Below are 17397 nucleotides of genomic sequence, written 5' to 3' on the forward strand. Positions count from 1 at the left end.
CGTTAACGAGAATGTGACCGGCCTGGTGCGGACGTGACGTGTGTGCAAAAGGCGGCCCGAAGGCCGCCTTCCTGGATTGGTAAGGGTCGAGTTGACGTTATGCGAGTGGCACCGCAACGAAGCGGGTGGCCTCCGCGCTTCTGACCTGAAGCAGCACGCTGCGCTTGCCCGACGATTTGGCCTGCGCCAGCTCGGAGCGCACCTCGCCGACATTGCTGACAGCCTTGCCGCCGACATTGAGGATGACGTCGCCGGTCCGGATGCCGCGTTGCGCGGCCGGGCCTTGCGGATCAACCTCGGTGACGACGACGCCGTTCTGGCCTGCGCCCTGGACGTCACCGGCGGGCGCCAGGCTGAGGCCGAGGCGCGGCGTGCCGGCACCCGGCTGTCCGCTGCCCTCGTCGGCATTGCCACTGCCATTGCCCTTGGCCTGCCGCTCGTTCGGCAACTCGCCGAGCGCCAGCGTCACCGTCTTGCTGTCGCCCTTGCGGAAGACATCGAGCTTCACGGACGTGCCCGGCGTCAAGCCGGCGATGGTGCGGGCGAGGTCGCGGGAGTCCTTGATCGTGGTGCCGTTGACGGCGGTGATGACATCGCCCGCCTGGATGCCGGCCTTCGCCGCCGGGCTGCCATCCTGCGGATTGTCGACGATCGCGCCGCGCGCCTCCTTGAGCCCGAGGCTGTCGGCAATATCCGACGTCACCGGCTGCACCTGCACGCCGAGCCAGCCCCGGGTGACCGCGCCTTTGTCCTTCAATTGCGCGACGACGAGCTTGGCGGTCGAAGCCGGGATATCGAAGCCGATGCCGACCGAGCCGCCCGAGGGCGAGAAGATCGCAGTGTTCACGCCGATCACGTTGCCGTTCATGTCGAAGGCCGGACCGCCGGAATTGCCCTTGTTGATCGGCGCGTCGATCTGGATGAAGTCGTCATAGGGACCGTTGCCGATGTCGCGGCCGCTGGCCGAGACGATGCCGGCGGTCACGGTGCCGCCAAGACCGAAGGGATTGCCGACCGCGACCACCCAGTCGCCAATGCGCGGCTTCTGGTCGGAGAACTTGACGAACGGAAAGTCCTTCTTGCCGTCGACCTTGATCAGCGCGAGATCTGTCTTCGGATCGGTGCCGACCACTTTCGCGGTGTAGGTCGTGCCATCGTCCATCGTCACCTGCACGGACTCGGCGCGATCGACGACGTGATTGTTGGTCACAGCATAGCCGTCGGCGGAGATGAAAAAGCCGGAGCCTTCGCCCGTGATCATCTGGTGGCGCTGGCGCGGCATGCCGTTCGCGCCGCCCGGAAAGCGGAAACCGAACTGTCGCGAGAACTGGTCGAACGGCGTGTCCTCGTCCGAATCCATCCGGTTCTGCTGCAGCATCGCGCTCTTGTCGTTGTCCTGATCGATTTTGACCCGCACCGAGATCACAGCGGGTTTGACCCTGCTGACGAGATCGCCGAAGCCGGGCGGCGTCGCGGCGGCTTCGGCCGCCTGAGCCGGCGCAATCAAGGAGTTGATGCCGTACGGCGAGGCGCCTGGCGCAACTGCCAGGGCGGCCACGCCCAGCGCGGCCACGGTGCCGAGCAGCGCGAGCCGCCGCGGCCGCAAGATCTTGCGAGACGTGGTGATGTCGGAATTGACGCGATCGTTCATGTCGAAATGTCCATGTTGAGCAGGTGTCGCCTTGCCCGCAACATGGTCGCTGCCACCTTACGGCGTCCCGTCCGTCCGATTAAATCTCGGCAAAGAATGGATGAGCGGTCGCAGCAGCCAATCCGGACGTTTGATACAGCTCAACGCGCCGCCTTCGCGCAGTGAAAAACTGCGACCATCGGATGATGCTCAGCGGAGGCGCGCCATGTACAAAGACATTCTCGTCCACATTCCCACCGAACGTCCCATGCGTCCCGCGATCGAGGGCTCGGTCTCGCTCGCGGCGAAGCTCAACGCGCATCTCGACGCGGTCGCGGTCGGCTATGTCGCCACCAGTACGGCTTACGTCATGGAAGGCGGCGCGGCGGTGGCGGCCGTGTTCGAGCTGGAGCGCGAGCGCGCCGTGGAGCGGGCCGAGGCGGCGCTCGCGGTATTCAAGAGCGAGGCGGCGAACGCCGGCATCGCCTATACCTGCCACGCACTCGGCGCGATCCCGGCAGATGCCGCCGGCTCGCTCGGCGAGATGGCACGGCTGCACGACCTCAGCGTCCTGCTCCAGCCCGATCCGGCGCAAGGCTCGTTCGACAACGACATGCCGAGCGAGATCCTGTTCCGCGCGGGCGGCCCGGTGCTGTTCCTGCCCTACACCTTCCGGGGAGCCTTCAAGGCGAAGCGGATCGGCATCTGCTGGGACGGCAGTCGCGTTGCCGCCCGCGCTATGCGCGACGCAGCTCCGTTCCTGGCGCGCGCCGAAGAGATCGTGATCATCACCGTCAACGAGACCGACGACGTCTGCGGCGAAGCTTCAGCGAGTGGCTTGGCCAGACATCTCGGCCGGCGCGGATTGTCCACCCGCACGGTCAGCCTGACCGCCACGCGCGCCAACATTCAGCCGATCATTCTGTCGCTGGCGGCCGACGAGAGTCTCGATCTTCTGGTGATGGGCGGCTACGGCCATTCGCGGTTGCAGGAACGCTTTCTCGGGGGCGTCACCCGCGCCATGCTGGAAGCCATGACGGTCCCGACGCTGATGTCGCATTGATGAGCCGGCCTGGCGCCGTCACGCCGCGACGGGAGCCTCCCAAGTCGCCGGCGCGGCGGCGTCCTTGTCGCGATGCACATTGCACGCGTCGAAATGCGCCTTGAGCTCGATTTCGGCAAGATGTTCGAAATGTTCGGCCTGGCCGAGGAGTTCCCAGTTCTGGAGCGGCCGGTAGGCCGCCTGCTGACGGCAGAGGGACGCCAGCGCCCGGTAGCGACGTACGTTCTCCATGAGACCCTCCCTCGCGTTCACCGGCTTATTGCCCTGATTTGCGTCAGGCCGATGGCGTTTATGCAAAACATTTGCTGCGCGCTCAACGCGCCTGAACCAAGTTAATTTTCGAGAAGTGCCGGTAAGGATTTTAGTTCCAAACGTCCGCTCGGAACTCTGTGCCCAATGCTAGGCGTAGAGGCGGCGCTCCACGGCGAGGCCCACCAGGTCGAGGTAGCGCTCGATCAAGTCGGGACGGCCGACGAGATAGCCTTGCATCTCCTCGCAGGCCTCGCGGGCCAAGAAGGCACGTTGGGCTTCCGTCTCCACCCCCTCGGCAATGACCGGGATCTTCAGCGCGTGCGCCAGGCTCAGGACGGCGCGGACAATCTCGGCCGATTGCGGCGTCGCCTCCAGGTTGGAGATGAAACTGCGGTCGATCTTGATCTTGTCGAACGGGAACGACTGCAGATACGACAGCGAGGAATAGCCGGTACCGAAATCGTCCATGGCGATGCGGATGCCGAGCGCCTTCAGCCGCCGCAGCAGATTGAGCGCGCGGGTGAAATCGCCGATCAGCACGCCCTCGGTGATCTCGACCTCGAGCCGCGTCGGCGTCAATCCCGTCTCCAACAGGATCTGATGGATCGAGCGCTCGAGATCGCCCGCCTGGAATTGGACCGGCGACAGATTGACCGCGACCTGCAACGGCCGCGGCCAGGATGCCGCCTCGCGGCACGCCTCGCGCAGCACCCATTCACCGATCTCGACGATCAGCCCGTTCTCCTCGGCGAGCGGAATGAACTGGTCCGGCGGCACGAAGCCCCGCGTCGGGTGATTCCATCGCAGCAGCGCCTCGAAGCCGATGACCTCGCCATCCACCCGCGCCTGCGGCTGGAAATAGACGAGGAGCTGGTTGTGCTCCAGCGCCTGCCGCAGGTCGTGCTGCAACAGCCTGCGATCGCGCAGCTCCTGGTCCATCTCGGATTCGAAGCAGCGGACCCGGCTCCTGCCCTCGCGCTTGGCGCGGTAGAGAGCCGAGTCGGCATTGGCGAGCAGCGTCGCCGCGTTCACGCCATCGTCGGGATAGAACGCGATGCCGACGCTGAGGCCCACGTGGGAGAGATAGTCGTCGATCTCGAGCTCCTTGCCGATCGTCTCGACCAGGCGTTCGGCCAGCGCCAGAACGTCCTCACGGCTGGCGTTGTCGGGCATCAGGATCATGAACTCGTCGCCGCCGATGCGGGCGACGAAGGCGCCTTCGGCTTCCGCGGCAAGCCGGTCGGCGGCCGCCCGCATCAGCATGTCGCCGACGGGGTGACCGAACACGTCGTTGACCTCCTTGAAGCGGTCGAGATCGAGGCTCAGCACAGCGAAACTGGTCGATGCCTCCTGCGCCCGCTCCAGCCGTTCGTCGAGCGCCGCGTTGAAGGCGCTGCGGTTCGGCAGGTCCGTGAGCGCATCATGATGCGCAAGATGGCTGATCCGCTGCCGGGTGGTGACACGCTCCGTGACATCCTCGATCACGCCGACCAGATATTGCGGATCCCCGTTGCCATCCGTGATCAGCATCTTGCGTGAATTGACGACCCGGTCGCGGCCCTTGACGCCGAGTTCGAGCAAATGCTCCTCCAGAACCATCGGCATGCCGCTGGCCGCGACGCGTCTATCCTGCTCGTTGACCACGCGGGCCACGTCAGCCGGGAAGATCTGCTCGGGCGTTCGGCCCAGCATCTGTTCGCGCGGCATGCCGTAATAGTCTTCTCCGGCGCGGTTGAGCAGGATGTAGCGCGAACTCTCCGCACATTTCGCGAAGACGGCGATCGGAATGTTTTCGATGATTGTGTCGAGGAACTCGCGAGTCCTCAGCAGATCCTGCTCGACCTCGTCGCGCGTTTGCGCGCGTACTTCGATCATCCGCTGACGCTCGCGATCACCGGCCTCGTAAGCCGCACTGACGAACTTGCCCAGCTTGACGAGATCGACCTGTCCGGTGGCATCGGTGGCGCAGCGGAGCTGCTCGGCGAACAGGCGATGCATGCTCATGCCATCACGTTGCGCCGCGTGCGGGCTTCATGCCGCAGTTTCCGTCGTTACGCATCCGCGCTCTCATAGCGTCCCTAAACCACAGATTGAGACGCTTGGCATTGCGCGGTCGTTAATCGATTGTCCTTCTCCGGTGCGTTGGTTACCCCGGCCTGAATGAGCCGATCGATTTGGAAGGCATGCTCCGTAGAGATCCGGAGAAAGTGGCGCGCCTTGACACACCGGAGCCACGGCGGTGGGCTGCTCCGTAATCTACCGGATGAGCGCACTTTCTTCGGCCCGCTTCGCGGGCGCGGAACTATCTTGCAGCTTCGGAACCCGGCCGGTCTCCGCGGCGATGCGAATAGCCGCGATATTGGCGGCATATTCGCCAGCGCTCTTGCCGCGAAACACGGCGGAGCCCGCGACCAGCGTGTCGGCACCCGCTGCAGCCACGGCCGCGGCATTGTCGCACGTGACACCGCCGTCGACCTCGAGCCGGATCGGCCGCCCGCCGATCATGGTCCTGATCCGCCTGATCTTGTCGATCTGCGATGCGATGAAGGATTGGCCGCCAAAGCCCGGATTGACCGTCATCACCAGCACGAGATCGATACGATCGAGCACATACTCGATCACCGCTTCCGGGGTCGACGGACAAAGGCTGACGCCAGCCTTGGTGCCGAGCGAGCGGATCGCCTGGAGCGAGCGGTCGAGATGCGCCCCCGCTTCGGCGTGCACCGTGATGATGTCCGCTCCGGCCTTTGCGAACGCCTCGAGATAGGGATCTGTCGGCGCGATCATCAAATGCACGTCGAACGGCTTCTTCGAATAGGGACGGACCGCCCTGATGACGTCGGCACCGAAACTGATGTTCGGCACGAAGTGTCCGTCCATGACGTCGCAATGGATCCAGTCGGCCCCAGCGGCGTCGATCGCGGCGACCTCCTCGCCGAGACGCGCGAAATCCGCGGCGAGGATCGAGGGAGCGATCATGATCTCCTTCGTCATGGCACTGCACTCCGCGCATCCGCACCGCCGCTGAAGACTCGGCTCGCCAAGACGTCCATGGCATCGATGGTTTCGAGGTCGGCGACATCGAGCATGCGATTGAGATCGGACACCAGCCGATCGGCCTGCCGCAGGCGGATGCGGTCGACGGCGTTGCGGATCGAGCGCGCGTTGGAGAAGAACGGCTGGGTCCGACGCAGCGCGATGTATTTCTCGAACGCCTCGCGCGCCGCGGCCGACAAGCGATAGCCGCGCTCCTTCAGCATCAGCTCGGCGATAACGAGCAGCTCGGCCTCTGCATAGTCAGGGAATTCGATGTGGTGGGCGATGCGCGAGCGGAAGCCGGGATTGGAGGCGAAGAATTTCGTCATCCGCTCGCCATAGCCGGCGAGGATCACGACGAGGTCCTCGCGCTGGTTCTCCATCACCTGGAGCAGGATCTCGATCGATTCCTGACCATAGTCGCGCTCGTTGTCGGGACGATGCAGATAATAGGCCTCGTCGATGAACAGCACGCCGCCCATCGCCTTTTTCAGTATCTCCTTGGTCTTCGGCGCGGTGTGGCCGATATACTGGCCGACGAGATCGTCGCGCGTCACCGAGATCACCTGCCCGCGCCGCACGAAGCCGAGCCCGTGCAGGATCCTGGCCATGCGCAGCGCGACGGTGGTCTTGCCTGTTCCAGGATTGCCGGTGAACGACATGTGCAGCGTCGGCGGCGCGGAGGCGAGGCCGGCACGCTGCCGGATGCGCTCGATCAGCAGCAGCGAGGCGATCTGGCGCACGCGGTTCTTGACCGGCTTGAGCCCGATCAGCTCCTGATCGAGCTGTAGCAGCGTCTCGGTGATTCCGGCGGCTTCAGCCTCCTTGCGGAGATCGAAATGGGTCTCGCTGTGTTCGGTCGTGGTTGCGTGGGGGACATCGAGCATGGCTACCCTCGAAGAAAAGAGCTTCGCCGCGAGCAAGGCGGCGAAGCAGTGGTCCGCCAAGGATGCGAAGCAGGGAGAGCTCGCGCGGAAGCGGATGACTCAAGCTGGCGCGTGCGCGGCCGGCTTTCGAACCGTGGTGTAGCGGACCGCACGGCCGCCGACCTCCTGCCGCACCAGCTCGAACTCCGTTTCTTGCTTCGGCCGGTTGACGAGGAAGGAGATCCGCACCGACTCCCAGCCGTGGCTGGCATCGAAGCCGCTGATGCGGATGTAGCTGTTACCATAGACCCTGCGGCACTCGGCGAGCTCCATCATCACGCCGGCGGCGTCCTGGAGATCGAACATCGGCAGGCCCCACATCTCCCAATAGGTGTTTCGGGGATGCGGATCGTCGGTGAACTCGATGTTCACCGCCCAGCCATTGGCGAGGCAATACTGCACCTGGCTGGTGATCTGCTCGTCGGTCAGATCCGGCAGGTACGAGAAGCAGCCCTGGGTGATCTTCATCTCAAATCTCCTCAGACGGTTTCTAGCGCCGTCGGCACGAAGTCCGGCGTGTCGGTGGATTGATAGTTGAAAGTGACGTCCTTCCAGACCTCGAGCGCGGCCTTCAGCGGCGTGCAGGTCTGGGCCGCCTTGGCCAAGATTTCCGGGCCCTCGTGGACATAGTCGCGGCCCTCGTTGCGGGCGAGGATCATCGCTTCCAGCGCCACGCGGTTGGCGGTCGCGCCGGCCGCAATGCCCATGGGATGGCCGATGGTGCCGCCGCCGAACTGCAGCACGACGTCCTCGCCTAACAGGTCGAGCAGCTGGTGCATCTGCCCGGCATGGATGCCGCCGGAGGCTACCGGCATCATCTTGTTGAGGCTCGCCCAGGACTGGTCGAAGAACAGGCCATGCTCGAGCTTGGTCGGGTTGAAGTCTTCGCGGCAGACATCGTAGTAGCCGCGTGTGGTGTTGGGATCGCCTTCGAGCTTGCCGACCACCGTGCCGGCGTGGATGTGGTCGACGCCGGCAAGCCGCATCCATTTGGCGATGACGCGGAACGACACGCCATGGCTCTTCTGCCGCGTATAGGTGGAGTGGCCGGCGCGATGCAGATGCAGGATCATGTCGTTGCGCCGCGCCCACTTGGCCATGGACTGGATCGCAGTGTAGCCGATCACGAGGTCGATCATCACGATCACCGAGCCGAGCTCCTTGGCGAACTCCGCACGCTCGTACATGTCCTCCATGGTGGCCGCGGTGACGTTCAGGTAGGTCCCTTTCACCTCGCCGGAGGCGGCCTGCGCGCGGTTCACCGCCTCCATGCAATAAAGGAAGCGATCACGCCAATGCATGAAGGGCTGCGAGTTGATGTTCTCGTCGTCCTTGGTGAAGTCGAGCCCGCCCTTCAGCGCCTCATAGACCACACGGCCGTAATTGCGGCCGGACAGACCGAGCTTCGGCTTCACCGTCGCGCCGAGCAGCGGCCGGCCGAACTTGTCGAGCCGCTCGCGCTCCACCACGATGCCGGTCGCCGGTCCCTGGAACGTCTTCACATAGGCGACGGGAAAGCGCATGTCCTCGAGGCGCAGCGCCTTCAGCGGCTTGAAGCCGAACACGTTGCCGATGATCGAGGCCGAGAGGTTGGCGATCGAGCCCGGCTCGAACAGGTCGAGATCATAGGCGATGTAGGCGAAATACGAGCCGGGTGAGCCCGGAACGGGATCGACGCGATAGCACTTGGCGCGATACTTCTCGGCCGCCGTCAGGCGATCGGTCCACACCACCGTCCAGGTCGCGGTCGAGGATTCGCCGGCAACCGCAGCAGAGGCCTCGATCGGGTCGACGCCCTCCTGCGGCGTCACGCGGAACAGCGCGATGACGTCGGTGTCCTTCGGCGTGTAATCGGGCTCCCAATAGCCCATGCGCTTGTATTCCATCACGCCGGAGCGATAGCGCTCTTTGCCGCGGACCGTGCCTGCATGTGCGTTCATGTCTCTCTCCTGCTCTTTTCTCTGCTCTTTCTGATTGGCTAAGCGGCAACCGGCTCGCGGGCGTCGATGCGCGGATCGAGCTCGCCGGCGCGATAGCGCCGCGCCATCTCGCTCATTGGAATGACCTTGATCTTGCTGGCGTGGCCTGCGGTACCGAACTGCTCGAACCGCTCGCGGCACAATTCGCGCATTGCGTCCATCGCCGGCTTCAGGAACTTGCGCGGATCGAATTCGGAGCGCGCTTCCGCCGCCACCTTCCGGAACACCGCGGTCATCGCCAGCCGGCAATCGGTGTCGATATTGACCTTGCGCACGCCGCTTCGGATGCCGCGAACGATCTCCTCGACCGGCACGCCCCAGGTCTGCGGCATCTCGCCGCCGAACTGGTTGAACATGTCCTGGAGCGGCTGCGGCACCGAGGACGAGCCGTGCATGACCAGATGCGTGTTCGGCAGCCGGCGGTGGATCTCCTCGACCACCCGCATCGCCAGGATATCGCCGTCGGGCTTGCGGCTGAACTTGTAGGCGCCGTGCGAGGTGCCCATCGCGATCGCGAGCGCATCGACCTTGGTTGCACGGACGAAGTCGACGGCCTGGTCCGGATCGGTCAAGAGCTGATCGTGGCCGACCTTGCCCTCGACGCCGTGACCATCCTCCTGCTCGCCGCCGCCGTGCTCGAGCGAACCGAGCACGCCGAGCTCGCCTTCGACGGACGCGCCGACCCAATGAGCGAGATCGACCACGCGGCGCGTGATCGCGACGTTATAGTCATAGTCGGCCGCGGTCTTGGCGTCGGCTTTGAGCGAGCCATCCATCATGACGGAGGTGAAGCCATGGGCGATGGCCGAGGCGCAGGTCGCTTCGTCATTGCCGTGGTCCTGGTGCATGCAGAGCGGAATGTCGGGATAGGTCCGCTCCAGCGCGTCGATCATGTGCGAAAGCATGAGATCGCCGGCATAGCTGCGCGCGCCGCGCGAGGCCTGGATGATGACCGGCGCATCGACCGCGGCCGCCGCCTGCATGATCGCGATGCCCTGCTCCATGTTGTTGATGTTGAACGCCGGCACGGCGTAGCCGTGGCTGGCAGCGTGATCGAGCAATTGGCGAAGGGTGATACGGGCCAAGATTCGTCCTCCTTATTGGCTCTTGCGGGCCATCGCCCGGCGAGCCGCTTCCGCAATGCTTTGCGGTGTGATGCCGAATTCGCGGTACAACACCGGGGCGGGGGCCGAGGCGCCGAAGCCGCGCATGCCGACGAATTCGCCGTCAGCGCCGATCCAGCGATGCCAGTCGCCGGCGACAGCTGCCTCGATGCCGACGCGCGGCGCGGTGCCGAGCACCGAGGCGCGGTAATCATCCGGCTGCTCCTCGAACAGTGCGAAACACGGCGCCGAGACCACGGCGGCGCGAACGTGCTCGGTCGCGAGCAGGCGGGCCGCTTCCAGCGCGATCGAGACTTCCGAGCCGGTTGCAATGAGCGTCACGTCGCGACCGCCATCCGGCGAGACGACGAGATAGGCACCATTCGCGACGCGGTTTCTGCCGCGCCCATCGCTGCGGAATGTCGGCAAGGCCTGCCGCGACAGGCATAGCACTGAGGGGCGATGCTCCGCCGCGAGCGCGCAATCCCAGGCCTCCAGCGTCTCGACGGCATCGGCGGGGCGGAACACCAGCAGGCTCGGAATCACGCGCAGCGCGGTCAGATGCTCGACCGGCTGATGCGTCGGACCATCCTCGCCAAGACCGATGGAGTCGTGCGTCATCACGTGGATGACGCGCAGCCGCATCAAGGCCGCAAGTCGGATCGCCGGCCGGCTGTAGTCGGAGAACGCCAGAAACGTGCCGCCATAGGGAATGAAGCCGCCATGCAGCGCCAGGCCGTTCATCGCTGCGGCCATGCCGTGCTCGCGGATGCCATAGTGGATGTAGTCGCCGGCGAACGCACCACTCTTGACCGGCGCCTGCGCCTTGGCATGCGTCAGGTTCGAATGGGTGAGGTCCGCGGAGCCGCCGACCAGGCCGGGAATTGTTCCTGCGATTCCCTCGAGCACCTGTTGCGAGGCCTGCCGCGTCGCCAGCTTCGGCCGCTCGGATGCAAAGTGCTCACGCAATTTCGCCGCGGCCAGCGCATAGGCGGCGGGCAGAGCCGCGGCTTTGCCCTCGACGAACAGGTCGCGCTGCTCCGGCGTCGCACCTTCGTAACGATCGAGCCAAGCGAGGCGGTCGACCTGCCCGCGCTGCCCGATCATCCGCCAAGCCTTGAGCACCGGGATCGGCACCACGAAAGGCTGATAGTCCCAACCCAGCGTCCGCCGCGCCGCTGCCGTCTGCTCGGTGCCGAGCGGCGCGCCATGCACTTTCTCGGTGCCCTGTCTATCAGGCGCGCCATAGCCGATGATTGTGCGACAGGCGATCAGCGACGGCTTCGCGGTCTCCCGCTCCTCCGCTATCGCCTGCGCCACCGCTTCGGGATCATGTCCGTCGACGCGGCGCACCGACCAGCCGGAGGCAGCGAAGCGCGCGAGCTGGTCGTCCGATGTCGCCAGCGAGGTCGGACCGTCGATGGAGATGCCGTTGTCGTCGAACAGCACGATCAGCCGGCCGAGCCCGAGATGACCGGCCAGCGAGATCGCCTCATGGCTGAGGCCTTCCATCAGGCAGCCATCGCCCGCGATAACATAGGTGAAGTGATCGACGAGCCCATCGCCATGCCGCGCATTCGCCATCCGCTCGGCGAGCGCCATGCCGACCGCGGTCGCAATGCCCTGGCCCAGCGGTCCCGTCGTGGTCTCGACACCAGCCGTGTGGCCATATTCGGGGTGGCCCGGCGTCTTCGAGCCCCACTGGCGAAAGGCCTTGATGTCGTCGAGGCTGATATCGCCGCCGGTGAGATGCAGCAGCGCATAGAGCAGCATCGAGCCGTGCCCCGCCGACAGCACGAAGCGGTCGCGGTCCGGCCAGTTCGGATGCGCCGAGTCGAACTTCAGGAAGCGCGAGAACAGCACAGTCGCGACGTCGGCCATGCCCATGGGCAGCCCGGGATGGCCTGACTGCGCTGCCTCGATGGCGTCGACCGCGAGGAAGCGGACGGCATTGGCGAGATCGTTGTGCGTGACCGCATTGAGGTCGGCTTCGGCATGGACGGAGATGTTCATCGGAGTCTCTCCCTGTTCACTTCAGGCTGCGCTTGCGCTCGATCAGCTGCATGATCAGCGGCGTCAGGATCAGCTGCATGGCCAGGTCCAGCTTCGCGCCCGGGCACACGATCGAATTGGCGCGCGACATCCAGCTCTGCGGCAGCATCGAGAGCAGATAGGGGAAGTCGATACCGCGCGGATTCTTGAAGCGGATCACCACCATCGATTCGTCCGGCGTCGGGATCCAGCGCGCGATGAATGGATTGGAGGTGTCCACGGTCGGGACGCGCTGGAAGTTGATGTCGGTCTCGGTGAATTGCGGGCAGATGTAGTGGATGTAGTCGGGCATCCGCCGCAGGATGGTGTCGGTGACCGCCTCGGTCGAATAGCCGCGTGCGCTGCGGTCGCGGTGCAGCTTCTGGATCCATTCGAGGTTGATGACGGGCACGACGCCGATCTTGAGGTCGGCATAGCGCGCGACGTTCACCTTATCGGTGACTACGGCGCCGTGCAGGCCCTCGTAGAACAGAAGGTCCGAATCCTCCGGCAGCTGCTTCCAGTCGGTGAAGGTGCCTGGTGCCGCACCATGCAGCGCCGATTCCTCGGCGTCGTGGACGTAGTGCCGCGTCACCGCGGTGCCGGTCTCGCCGTAGTCGCGGAAGGCGCGTTCCAGCTCCTCGAACAAATTGGTCTCGGGGCTGAAATGGCTGAAGTGCTTGTTGCCGCGCTCGGCCTCCTTCGCCATCTGCGCACGCATCTCGGCACGGTCGTAGCGGTGGAAGGCGTCGCCCTCGATGTAGACGGCGTTGACCTTCTCGCGGAAAAAGATCTGCTCGAAGGTCTTCTTGACGGAGGTGGTGCCGGCGCCGGAGGAGCCGGTGATGGAGATGATCGGATGCTTCCTGGACATCGGACGCCTCGCTCAGAGCCGGAAGAATCCGCGCCGCGCGAACAGCGGCGCCGAGACGCTGGCAACCAGCAGCGGATCGCAATGCAGCTCCTCGACGCGCCGCACCTCGTTGCTCGAGCCCATGATCAGCGGCACGCGCTGGTGCAGGCTCTGCGCCGATAGATCGAGGATGCGCTCGCGCCCGGTCGAGGCCGAGCCGCCGGCCTGCTCGATGATCATCGCCATCGGGTGTGCTTCGTAGGTCAGGCGTAGGCGGCCGTCGCCGTAGCCGGGCCGCGCATCGGAAGGGTAGAGAAACACGCCGCCACGGGTGAGGATGCGATAGGCCTCCGCGACCAGCGACCCGATCCAGCGCATGTTGAAATCGTGGTTGGCGGGCCCGTCGACGCCGGCGAGGCATTCGTCGATGAAGGCGCGCACCGGCGGATCCCAATGCCGGCGGTTCGAGGCGTTGATCGCGAACTCCTCGCAGGCTTCGGCGATCTGCACGCCGCTGCGCGCGAAGCGGAAGCAGCCCGCCTTGCGATCGAGCGTGAAAATGTCGACGCCGTCGCCGAGCGTCAGCACCAGCGAGGTCTGCGGGCCGTAGGTGACGAAGCCCGCCGCGAGCTGCGCCGAGCCCCGCTGCTGAAAGGCGAGTGAGAGATCATTGGGGGCCGGCAGGATCGAGAAGATCGTGCCGACGGTCATGTTGATGTCGATGTTGGAGGAGCCGTCGAGCGGATCGATCGCGATGCAGATTCGCCCCTGACGATCGACGATCTGGGCCTCACGCATCTCCTCCGACGCCAGCGCCGCGATCGGCAGCCGGCCGAGGCAGCGGCGCAGGATCGCGTCCGCCTGGACGTCGAGGTCGCGTTGGAGATCGCCGTCGCTGTTGCGCCCGGTGGTCAGGCCCGAGGCGTCGGCGAGATCGCCGCTGGCGATGAGATCGGCAATCTCGATCGCTGCGGCCGCGATGGCATCGACCGCGGCTGCCACGGCCAACGCATGCGGCGCGGTCTCAGAGTACCGTTGAAGGTGGTCGTCCAACCTGAGTTGCCCGGTCATCTGCGTCCATCCCCTTGCCGGTGCCGCACCCATTCCCTCCTGGTGGAGGCAGGTCGCGTTCAGTGCCGGCATCAGGAGATTGACAGGAGCGGCTTAATAAGGAAAATTTCTAATTATAATGAGCCTCAAAGAATTTTCTTATAATGGCACCGGCCATGCAGCGGCCCAGCTCCGGCATCTGACGATCCGGCAGCTGCGCTCGCTTGCGGCGCTCTCGGCCAAAGGCAGCGTGACGGCGGCGTCGAGCCATCTCGGGCTGACCCAGCCGGCCGTGACCCAGCAGCTGCGGCAGCTGCAGGACCTGGCCGGCCTGCCCCTGGTGCAGCGAACCGGCGACGGCATGCTGCTGACGGAAGCCGGCAGGGAGGTGCTGGCGCTGGCCGAACGGGTCGAAGCCGCGATCACCGATTGCCAGGGCGCGCTCGACCTGCTCGCGGGGCGGACCGGCGGCACCGTGCATCTCGGCGCGGTCTCGACCGCGAAATATTTCGTGCCGCACGCGATCGCGGCGTTCTCCAAGCGCTACCCCAAGATCGAGATCAAGCTGACCATCGGCAATCGCGAGGAAATCCGCGAGGCCATGCACGGCTACGACCTCGACTTCGCCGTAATGGGTCGGCCACCGGCCGACGTCACCGTCGACGTCCGCCAGCTCGGGCGCAACCCGCACATCATCGTCGCGCGCAAGGGCCATTGGCTGGAGAAGGATTCCGGCCTCAGCCTGACCGATCTCGTGCACGAGACCTTCCTCACCCGCGAGCCCGGCTCGGGCACGCGGACGCTGATGGAGGGCATGTTCCAGAAATCGGATCTCGAGCCGATCATCGGCATGGAGATGAGCAGCAACGAGACCATCAAGCAGGCGGTCATCGCCGGGCTCGGCATCGCCTTCATCTCGGCTCACACCGTGGCGCATGAGCTCGCCGAGGGCCGGCTCGTCGTGCTCGACGTCGCGGGCCTGCCGATCGTGCGGCAATGGTACGTGATCCGCCGCAGCGACAAGGTGCTGCTGCCGCCCGCGCAGGCGATGTTCGATTTCCTCGGCTCGGAAGGCTCGAATTATCTGCCTGATTTGCCCGAGCTAGGCGGACGATAGCCGGCCTTCGCTCAGCTCATCAGCTTCATGGCGAGCGTCGCCGCCAGCACCACGATGATCTGGAGCAGGCGCTCCGTCGTGAAGATGCGGTTGAAGGTGGTCATCGCGTGCCCCGGCCGACGTGAAGAAGAATCTCTCGCCCGTTGCTAGCACAGAAGGATGCGGAGACAACTCCGTAGTTGCCCGTGGCGGTCGCGCCTTCGGCGAGCCGGTTCAGGGCGCGCCGATGGCCGGCGATCAGGCCGCGAGCGGGGCGGTGTGGTCCGTGCGCGAGGCGAAATAGGCTTCCAGCTCCGACAGCGCCCGCGCCTCCCACTCGCTCGCCTGCTCCAGCAGCGACCAGCTCTGGCCCGGGCGGAACGCTGCGGTCTGGCGATAGAGCGATGCGATGCCGCGGTAGCGGCGCACGTTCTCCAGGATGGCGTGACCGTTCATGTCCGAAAACTCCCTCGTCATTCCCGCGGGAGAAACTGCGGCCAAATCTTTTTCGAAAAGTTAGCGGCGCGCGGCAAGTTCGCGGATGGTTGCCGGACTGTTGCTCGGGCGCAACGCGCGCGGCGCGATCTATTGCGGATTCGTTGCCGCGCTCTCGCCCGAAGGCTTCAGCCCGCCGCTTCTGACGATTGTCATCGTCGCGCGGCAGAGATCGGCAAGGCCGATCAGGAGGACGGCAAGAAGACAGAACAGGTTGATCGAATCGGCATGCGCGCTGGTCAGCGCATTGAGCTCGAAGAACGGCGGGATGAACGCCCACCACACCAGCGGCACGGTGAGCAGCGCGGCGAATGCCGCCGCCGGTGCACCCGCCATCAGCGCAAGCACGAACAGGCCGGGCAGGAACGCTGCGAAATAGAACTTTGCGCCGAGCAGGACGCAGATGCCCTGAACCACGGCCGAAACCGCGACGACGGCGAGCCCGAGCAGAAACGCCCCCCACGACCATGGCCGTACCCGCCGTGCGCCAAACAGCCCCGCACGTTTCATCAGCATCCCCCTGCCGCCCGTTAACCAGGTGCGTTGCGACGAAAGTACTACAACCGCAACCAATCCGCGAGATGCAAATTGCGTCATCGCGAGGTCGGTCGCACCGTTCGGGCGACGGCCGCTACTCGGTCAGCGCGTAGAGCAACCCCGCGACGGGCAAAGCAAGGCCAATGGCCGATGCGAGCGTCCAGCCTCCCTGTGCGAACGCCCATGCTCCGACCGCCGAGCCGACCGCGCCGGCGGCGAAGAACGTCGCCATGTAGAGACCATTGAGGCGACTGCGGTGCTCGTGCCCGAGCGCGAAGATGGCGCGGAAGCCCAGCACCACATTGCCCTGGACGCCGATATCGATCGCAATCGCGGCCACCACCAGACAGGCGAGGTTCAGCATCGAGCCGGACGCGCCGATGGAGGTCACCAGGAAGCCGGCGGCCGTGAGCAGCATCGCGACCAGCGTCGCGATCCGGCTATGGCCGCGGTCCGCGAGGCGCCCGGCGATCGGTGCTGCGAACACGCCGGCGACGCCGGCCAGCGCGAACAGCGCGATGCCGCGCTGGGAGAAGCCGAACTCGCCGGCGAGCTGGAGTGGCGCCACCGTCCAGAACAGGGTGAAGGCGCCGAACAGGCTCGCCTGGTACAGCGCGCGGCGCCGCAGCAGCGGCGTGGCCCGCACCAGGTCCGGCATCGACAGCAGCAATTGGCCGTAATGCATCCGCGTGACCGGCTTGCGCTTCGGCAGCGTCATCCAGAGCACGGCTGCGAGCACGATCATCAGCGCGGCGGAGGCGAAGAACACTGCGTGCCACGACAGCAAGGCGGTGACGAAGCTCGACACCGGACGCGCCAGCATGATGCCGAGCATCAGGCCGGTCGAGACGTTGCCGACGACGCGGCCGCGGATGGCTTCGGGCGCCAGATGCGCTGCATAGGGGATGATGATCTGCACCGCGACCGAGCCGAGGCCGATGAACAGTGCGGCGAGCAGGAACGGCAGCGCATGGGTTGCGAACGCCGCGGCGAGCAGCGCCGCGGCGCCGAGCATGATCACCGAGCAGATCAGCGCGCGGTTCTCGACGAGATCGCCGAGCGGCACGATCAGCAGCAGCCCGGTGCCGTAGCCGATCTGCGTCATCGTCACGATCAGCCCGCTAGCTGCATGCGACAGGCCGAGCGCGGCGCTGATTGGGGCGATCAGCGGCTGCGCATAATAGATGTTGGCGGCGACCATGCCACAGGCCGCGGCAAGCACGAAGGTCAGGCGCTGCGACACCGCATCCGGCCCCGGCGCGGTCTCGATCGTGGCATTCATCGTCATTCGCATGGTCTCCAGGTAAGGCGCAGGGAATGGCCGTTAGGTAAGGTATAGGGAATGG

Annotated in this window: 16 protein-coding genes; 2 read left to right on the top strand and 14 right to left on the bottom strand. The window is 65.5% G+C overall.

Features of this window, described 5'->3' with window-relative positions:
* Positions 1-97: 97 nt before the first annotated feature.
* Positions 98-1651 (bottom strand): Do family serine endopeptidase, encoded by a 1554-nt coding sequence (locus tag I6F24_RS04030; protein ID WP_225112616.1) that lies wholly within the window; start codon positions 1649-1651, stop codon positions 98-100.
* Between the two features lie 205 nt (positions 1652-1856).
* Here I6F24_RS04030 and I6F24_RS04035 point away from each other — a divergent pair, with 205 nt between their 5' ends.
* Positions 1857-2693: a universal stress protein gene (locus I6F24_RS04035; RefSeq protein ID WP_225150075.1), complete on the top strand. Its 837-nt coding sequence runs from the start codon at positions 1857-1859 to the stop codon at positions 2691-2693.
* Between the two features lie 18 nt (positions 2694-2711).
* On the opposite strand, the gene I6F24_RS04040 is transcribed toward I6F24_RS04035, so the two are convergent.
* From I6F24_RS04040 to I6F24_RS04085, 10 genes are all read right to left on the bottom strand, one after another.
* The gene (locus I6F24_RS04040) at positions 2712-2924 is read right to left on the bottom strand and encodes a hypothetical protein (RefSeq protein ID WP_225139701.1); all 213 of its coding nucleotides are present in this window, start codon (positions 2922-2924) and stop codon (positions 2712-2714) included.
* Positions 2925-3092: 168 nt separating this feature from the next.
* Positions 3093-4949 carry an EAL domain-containing protein gene (locus tag I6F24_RS04045; RefSeq protein ID WP_225150077.1) on the bottom strand — a complete coding sequence of 619 codons (1857 nt, stop codon included), beginning with the start codon at positions 4947-4949 and terminating at the stop codon, positions 3093-3095.
* 252 nt (positions 4950-5201) lie between these two features.
* Entirely contained in the window at positions 5202-5939 is a 738-nt protein-coding gene (gene rpe, locus I6F24_RS04050) for a ribulose-phosphate 3-epimerase (protein ID WP_225150087.1), read from the bottom strand.
* Positions 5936-6868, bottom strand: a complete 933-nt coding sequence (cbbX, locus tag I6F24_RS04055) for a CbbX protein (RefSeq protein WP_225150089.1) — start codon at positions 6866-6868, stop codon at positions 5936-5938. Before cbbX ends, rpe begins: the two co-directional genes overlap by 4 nt.
* Positions 6869-6967: 99 nt before the next feature.
* Positions 6968-7375: a ribulose bisphosphate carboxylase small subunit gene (locus tag I6F24_RS04060; RefSeq protein ID WP_036030009.1), complete on the bottom strand. Its 408-nt coding sequence runs from the start codon at positions 7373-7375 to the stop codon at positions 6968-6970.
* 11 nt (positions 7376-7386) lie between these two features.
* Positions 7387-8847, bottom strand: coding sequence for a form I ribulose bisphosphate carboxylase large subunit (locus tag I6F24_RS04065; RefSeq protein ID WP_036003865.1), 1461 nt, complete (start codon positions 8845-8847; stop codon positions 7387-7389).
* A 38-nt stretch (positions 8848-8885) separates the two neighbouring features.
* The gene (gene fba, locus I6F24_RS04070; protein ID WP_036030012.1) at positions 8886-9971 is read right to left on the bottom strand and encodes a class II fructose-bisphosphate aldolase; all 1086 of its coding nucleotides are present in this window, start codon (positions 9969-9971) and stop codon (positions 8886-8888) included.
* 12 nt (positions 9972-9983) lie between these two features.
* Positions 9984-12002: a transketolase gene (gene tkt, locus I6F24_RS04075; RefSeq protein WP_036030015.1), complete on the bottom strand. Its 2019-nt coding sequence runs from the start codon at positions 12000-12002 to the stop codon at positions 9984-9986.
* A gap of 16 nt (positions 12003-12018) precedes the next feature.
* A complete protein-coding gene (locus I6F24_RS04080; RefSeq protein WP_036003856.1) occupies positions 12019-12894 on the bottom strand; it encodes a phosphoribulokinase in 876 nt (291 codons plus the stop codon).
* A 12-nt stretch (positions 12895-12906) separates the two neighbouring features.
* Positions 12907-13944 (bottom strand): class 1 fructose-bisphosphatase, encoded by a 1038-nt coding sequence (locus I6F24_RS04085; protein WP_036030016.1) that lies wholly within the window; start codon positions 13942-13944, stop codon positions 12907-12909.
* Between the two features lie 118 nt (positions 13945-14062).
* Here I6F24_RS04085 and I6F24_RS04090 point away from each other — a divergent pair, with 118 nt between their 5' ends.
* Positions 14063-15040, top strand: coding sequence for a LysR family transcriptional regulator (locus I6F24_RS04090; RefSeq protein ID WP_036030020.1), 978 nt, complete (start codon positions 14063-14065; stop codon positions 15038-15040).
* Positions 15041-15277: 237 nt separating this feature from the next.
* Here I6F24_RS04090 and I6F24_RS04095 read toward each other — a convergent pair whose 3' ends face one another.
* The 3 genes from I6F24_RS04095 to I6F24_RS04105 all read right to left on the bottom strand — a co-directional run bounded on the left by I6F24_RS04095 (position 15278) and on the right by I6F24_RS04105 (position 17339).
* On the bottom strand, positions 15278-15475 hold the full coding sequence (locus I6F24_RS04095; protein WP_036003876.1) for a hypothetical protein: 198 nt from the start codon (positions 15473-15475) through the stop codon (positions 15278-15280).
* A gap of 129 nt (positions 15476-15604) precedes the next feature.
* On the bottom strand, positions 15605-16024 hold the full coding sequence (locus tag I6F24_RS04100) for a hypothetical protein (protein WP_036003874.1): 420 nt from the start codon (positions 16022-16024) through the stop codon (positions 15605-15607).
* Positions 16025-16145: 121 nt separating this feature from the next.
* Positions 16146-17339, bottom strand: coding sequence for an MFS transporter (locus tag I6F24_RS04105; RefSeq protein WP_036030024.1), 1194 nt, complete (start codon positions 17337-17339; stop codon positions 16146-16148).
* Positions 17340-17397 lie beyond the last annotated feature (58 nt).

Origin of the sequence: Bradyrhizobium sp. BRP23, assembly GCF_020194135.1 — a bacterium.
Taxonomy (GTDB): Bacteria; Pseudomonadota; Alphaproteobacteria; order Rhizobiales; family Xanthobacteraceae; genus Bradyrhizobium; species Bradyrhizobium yuanmingense.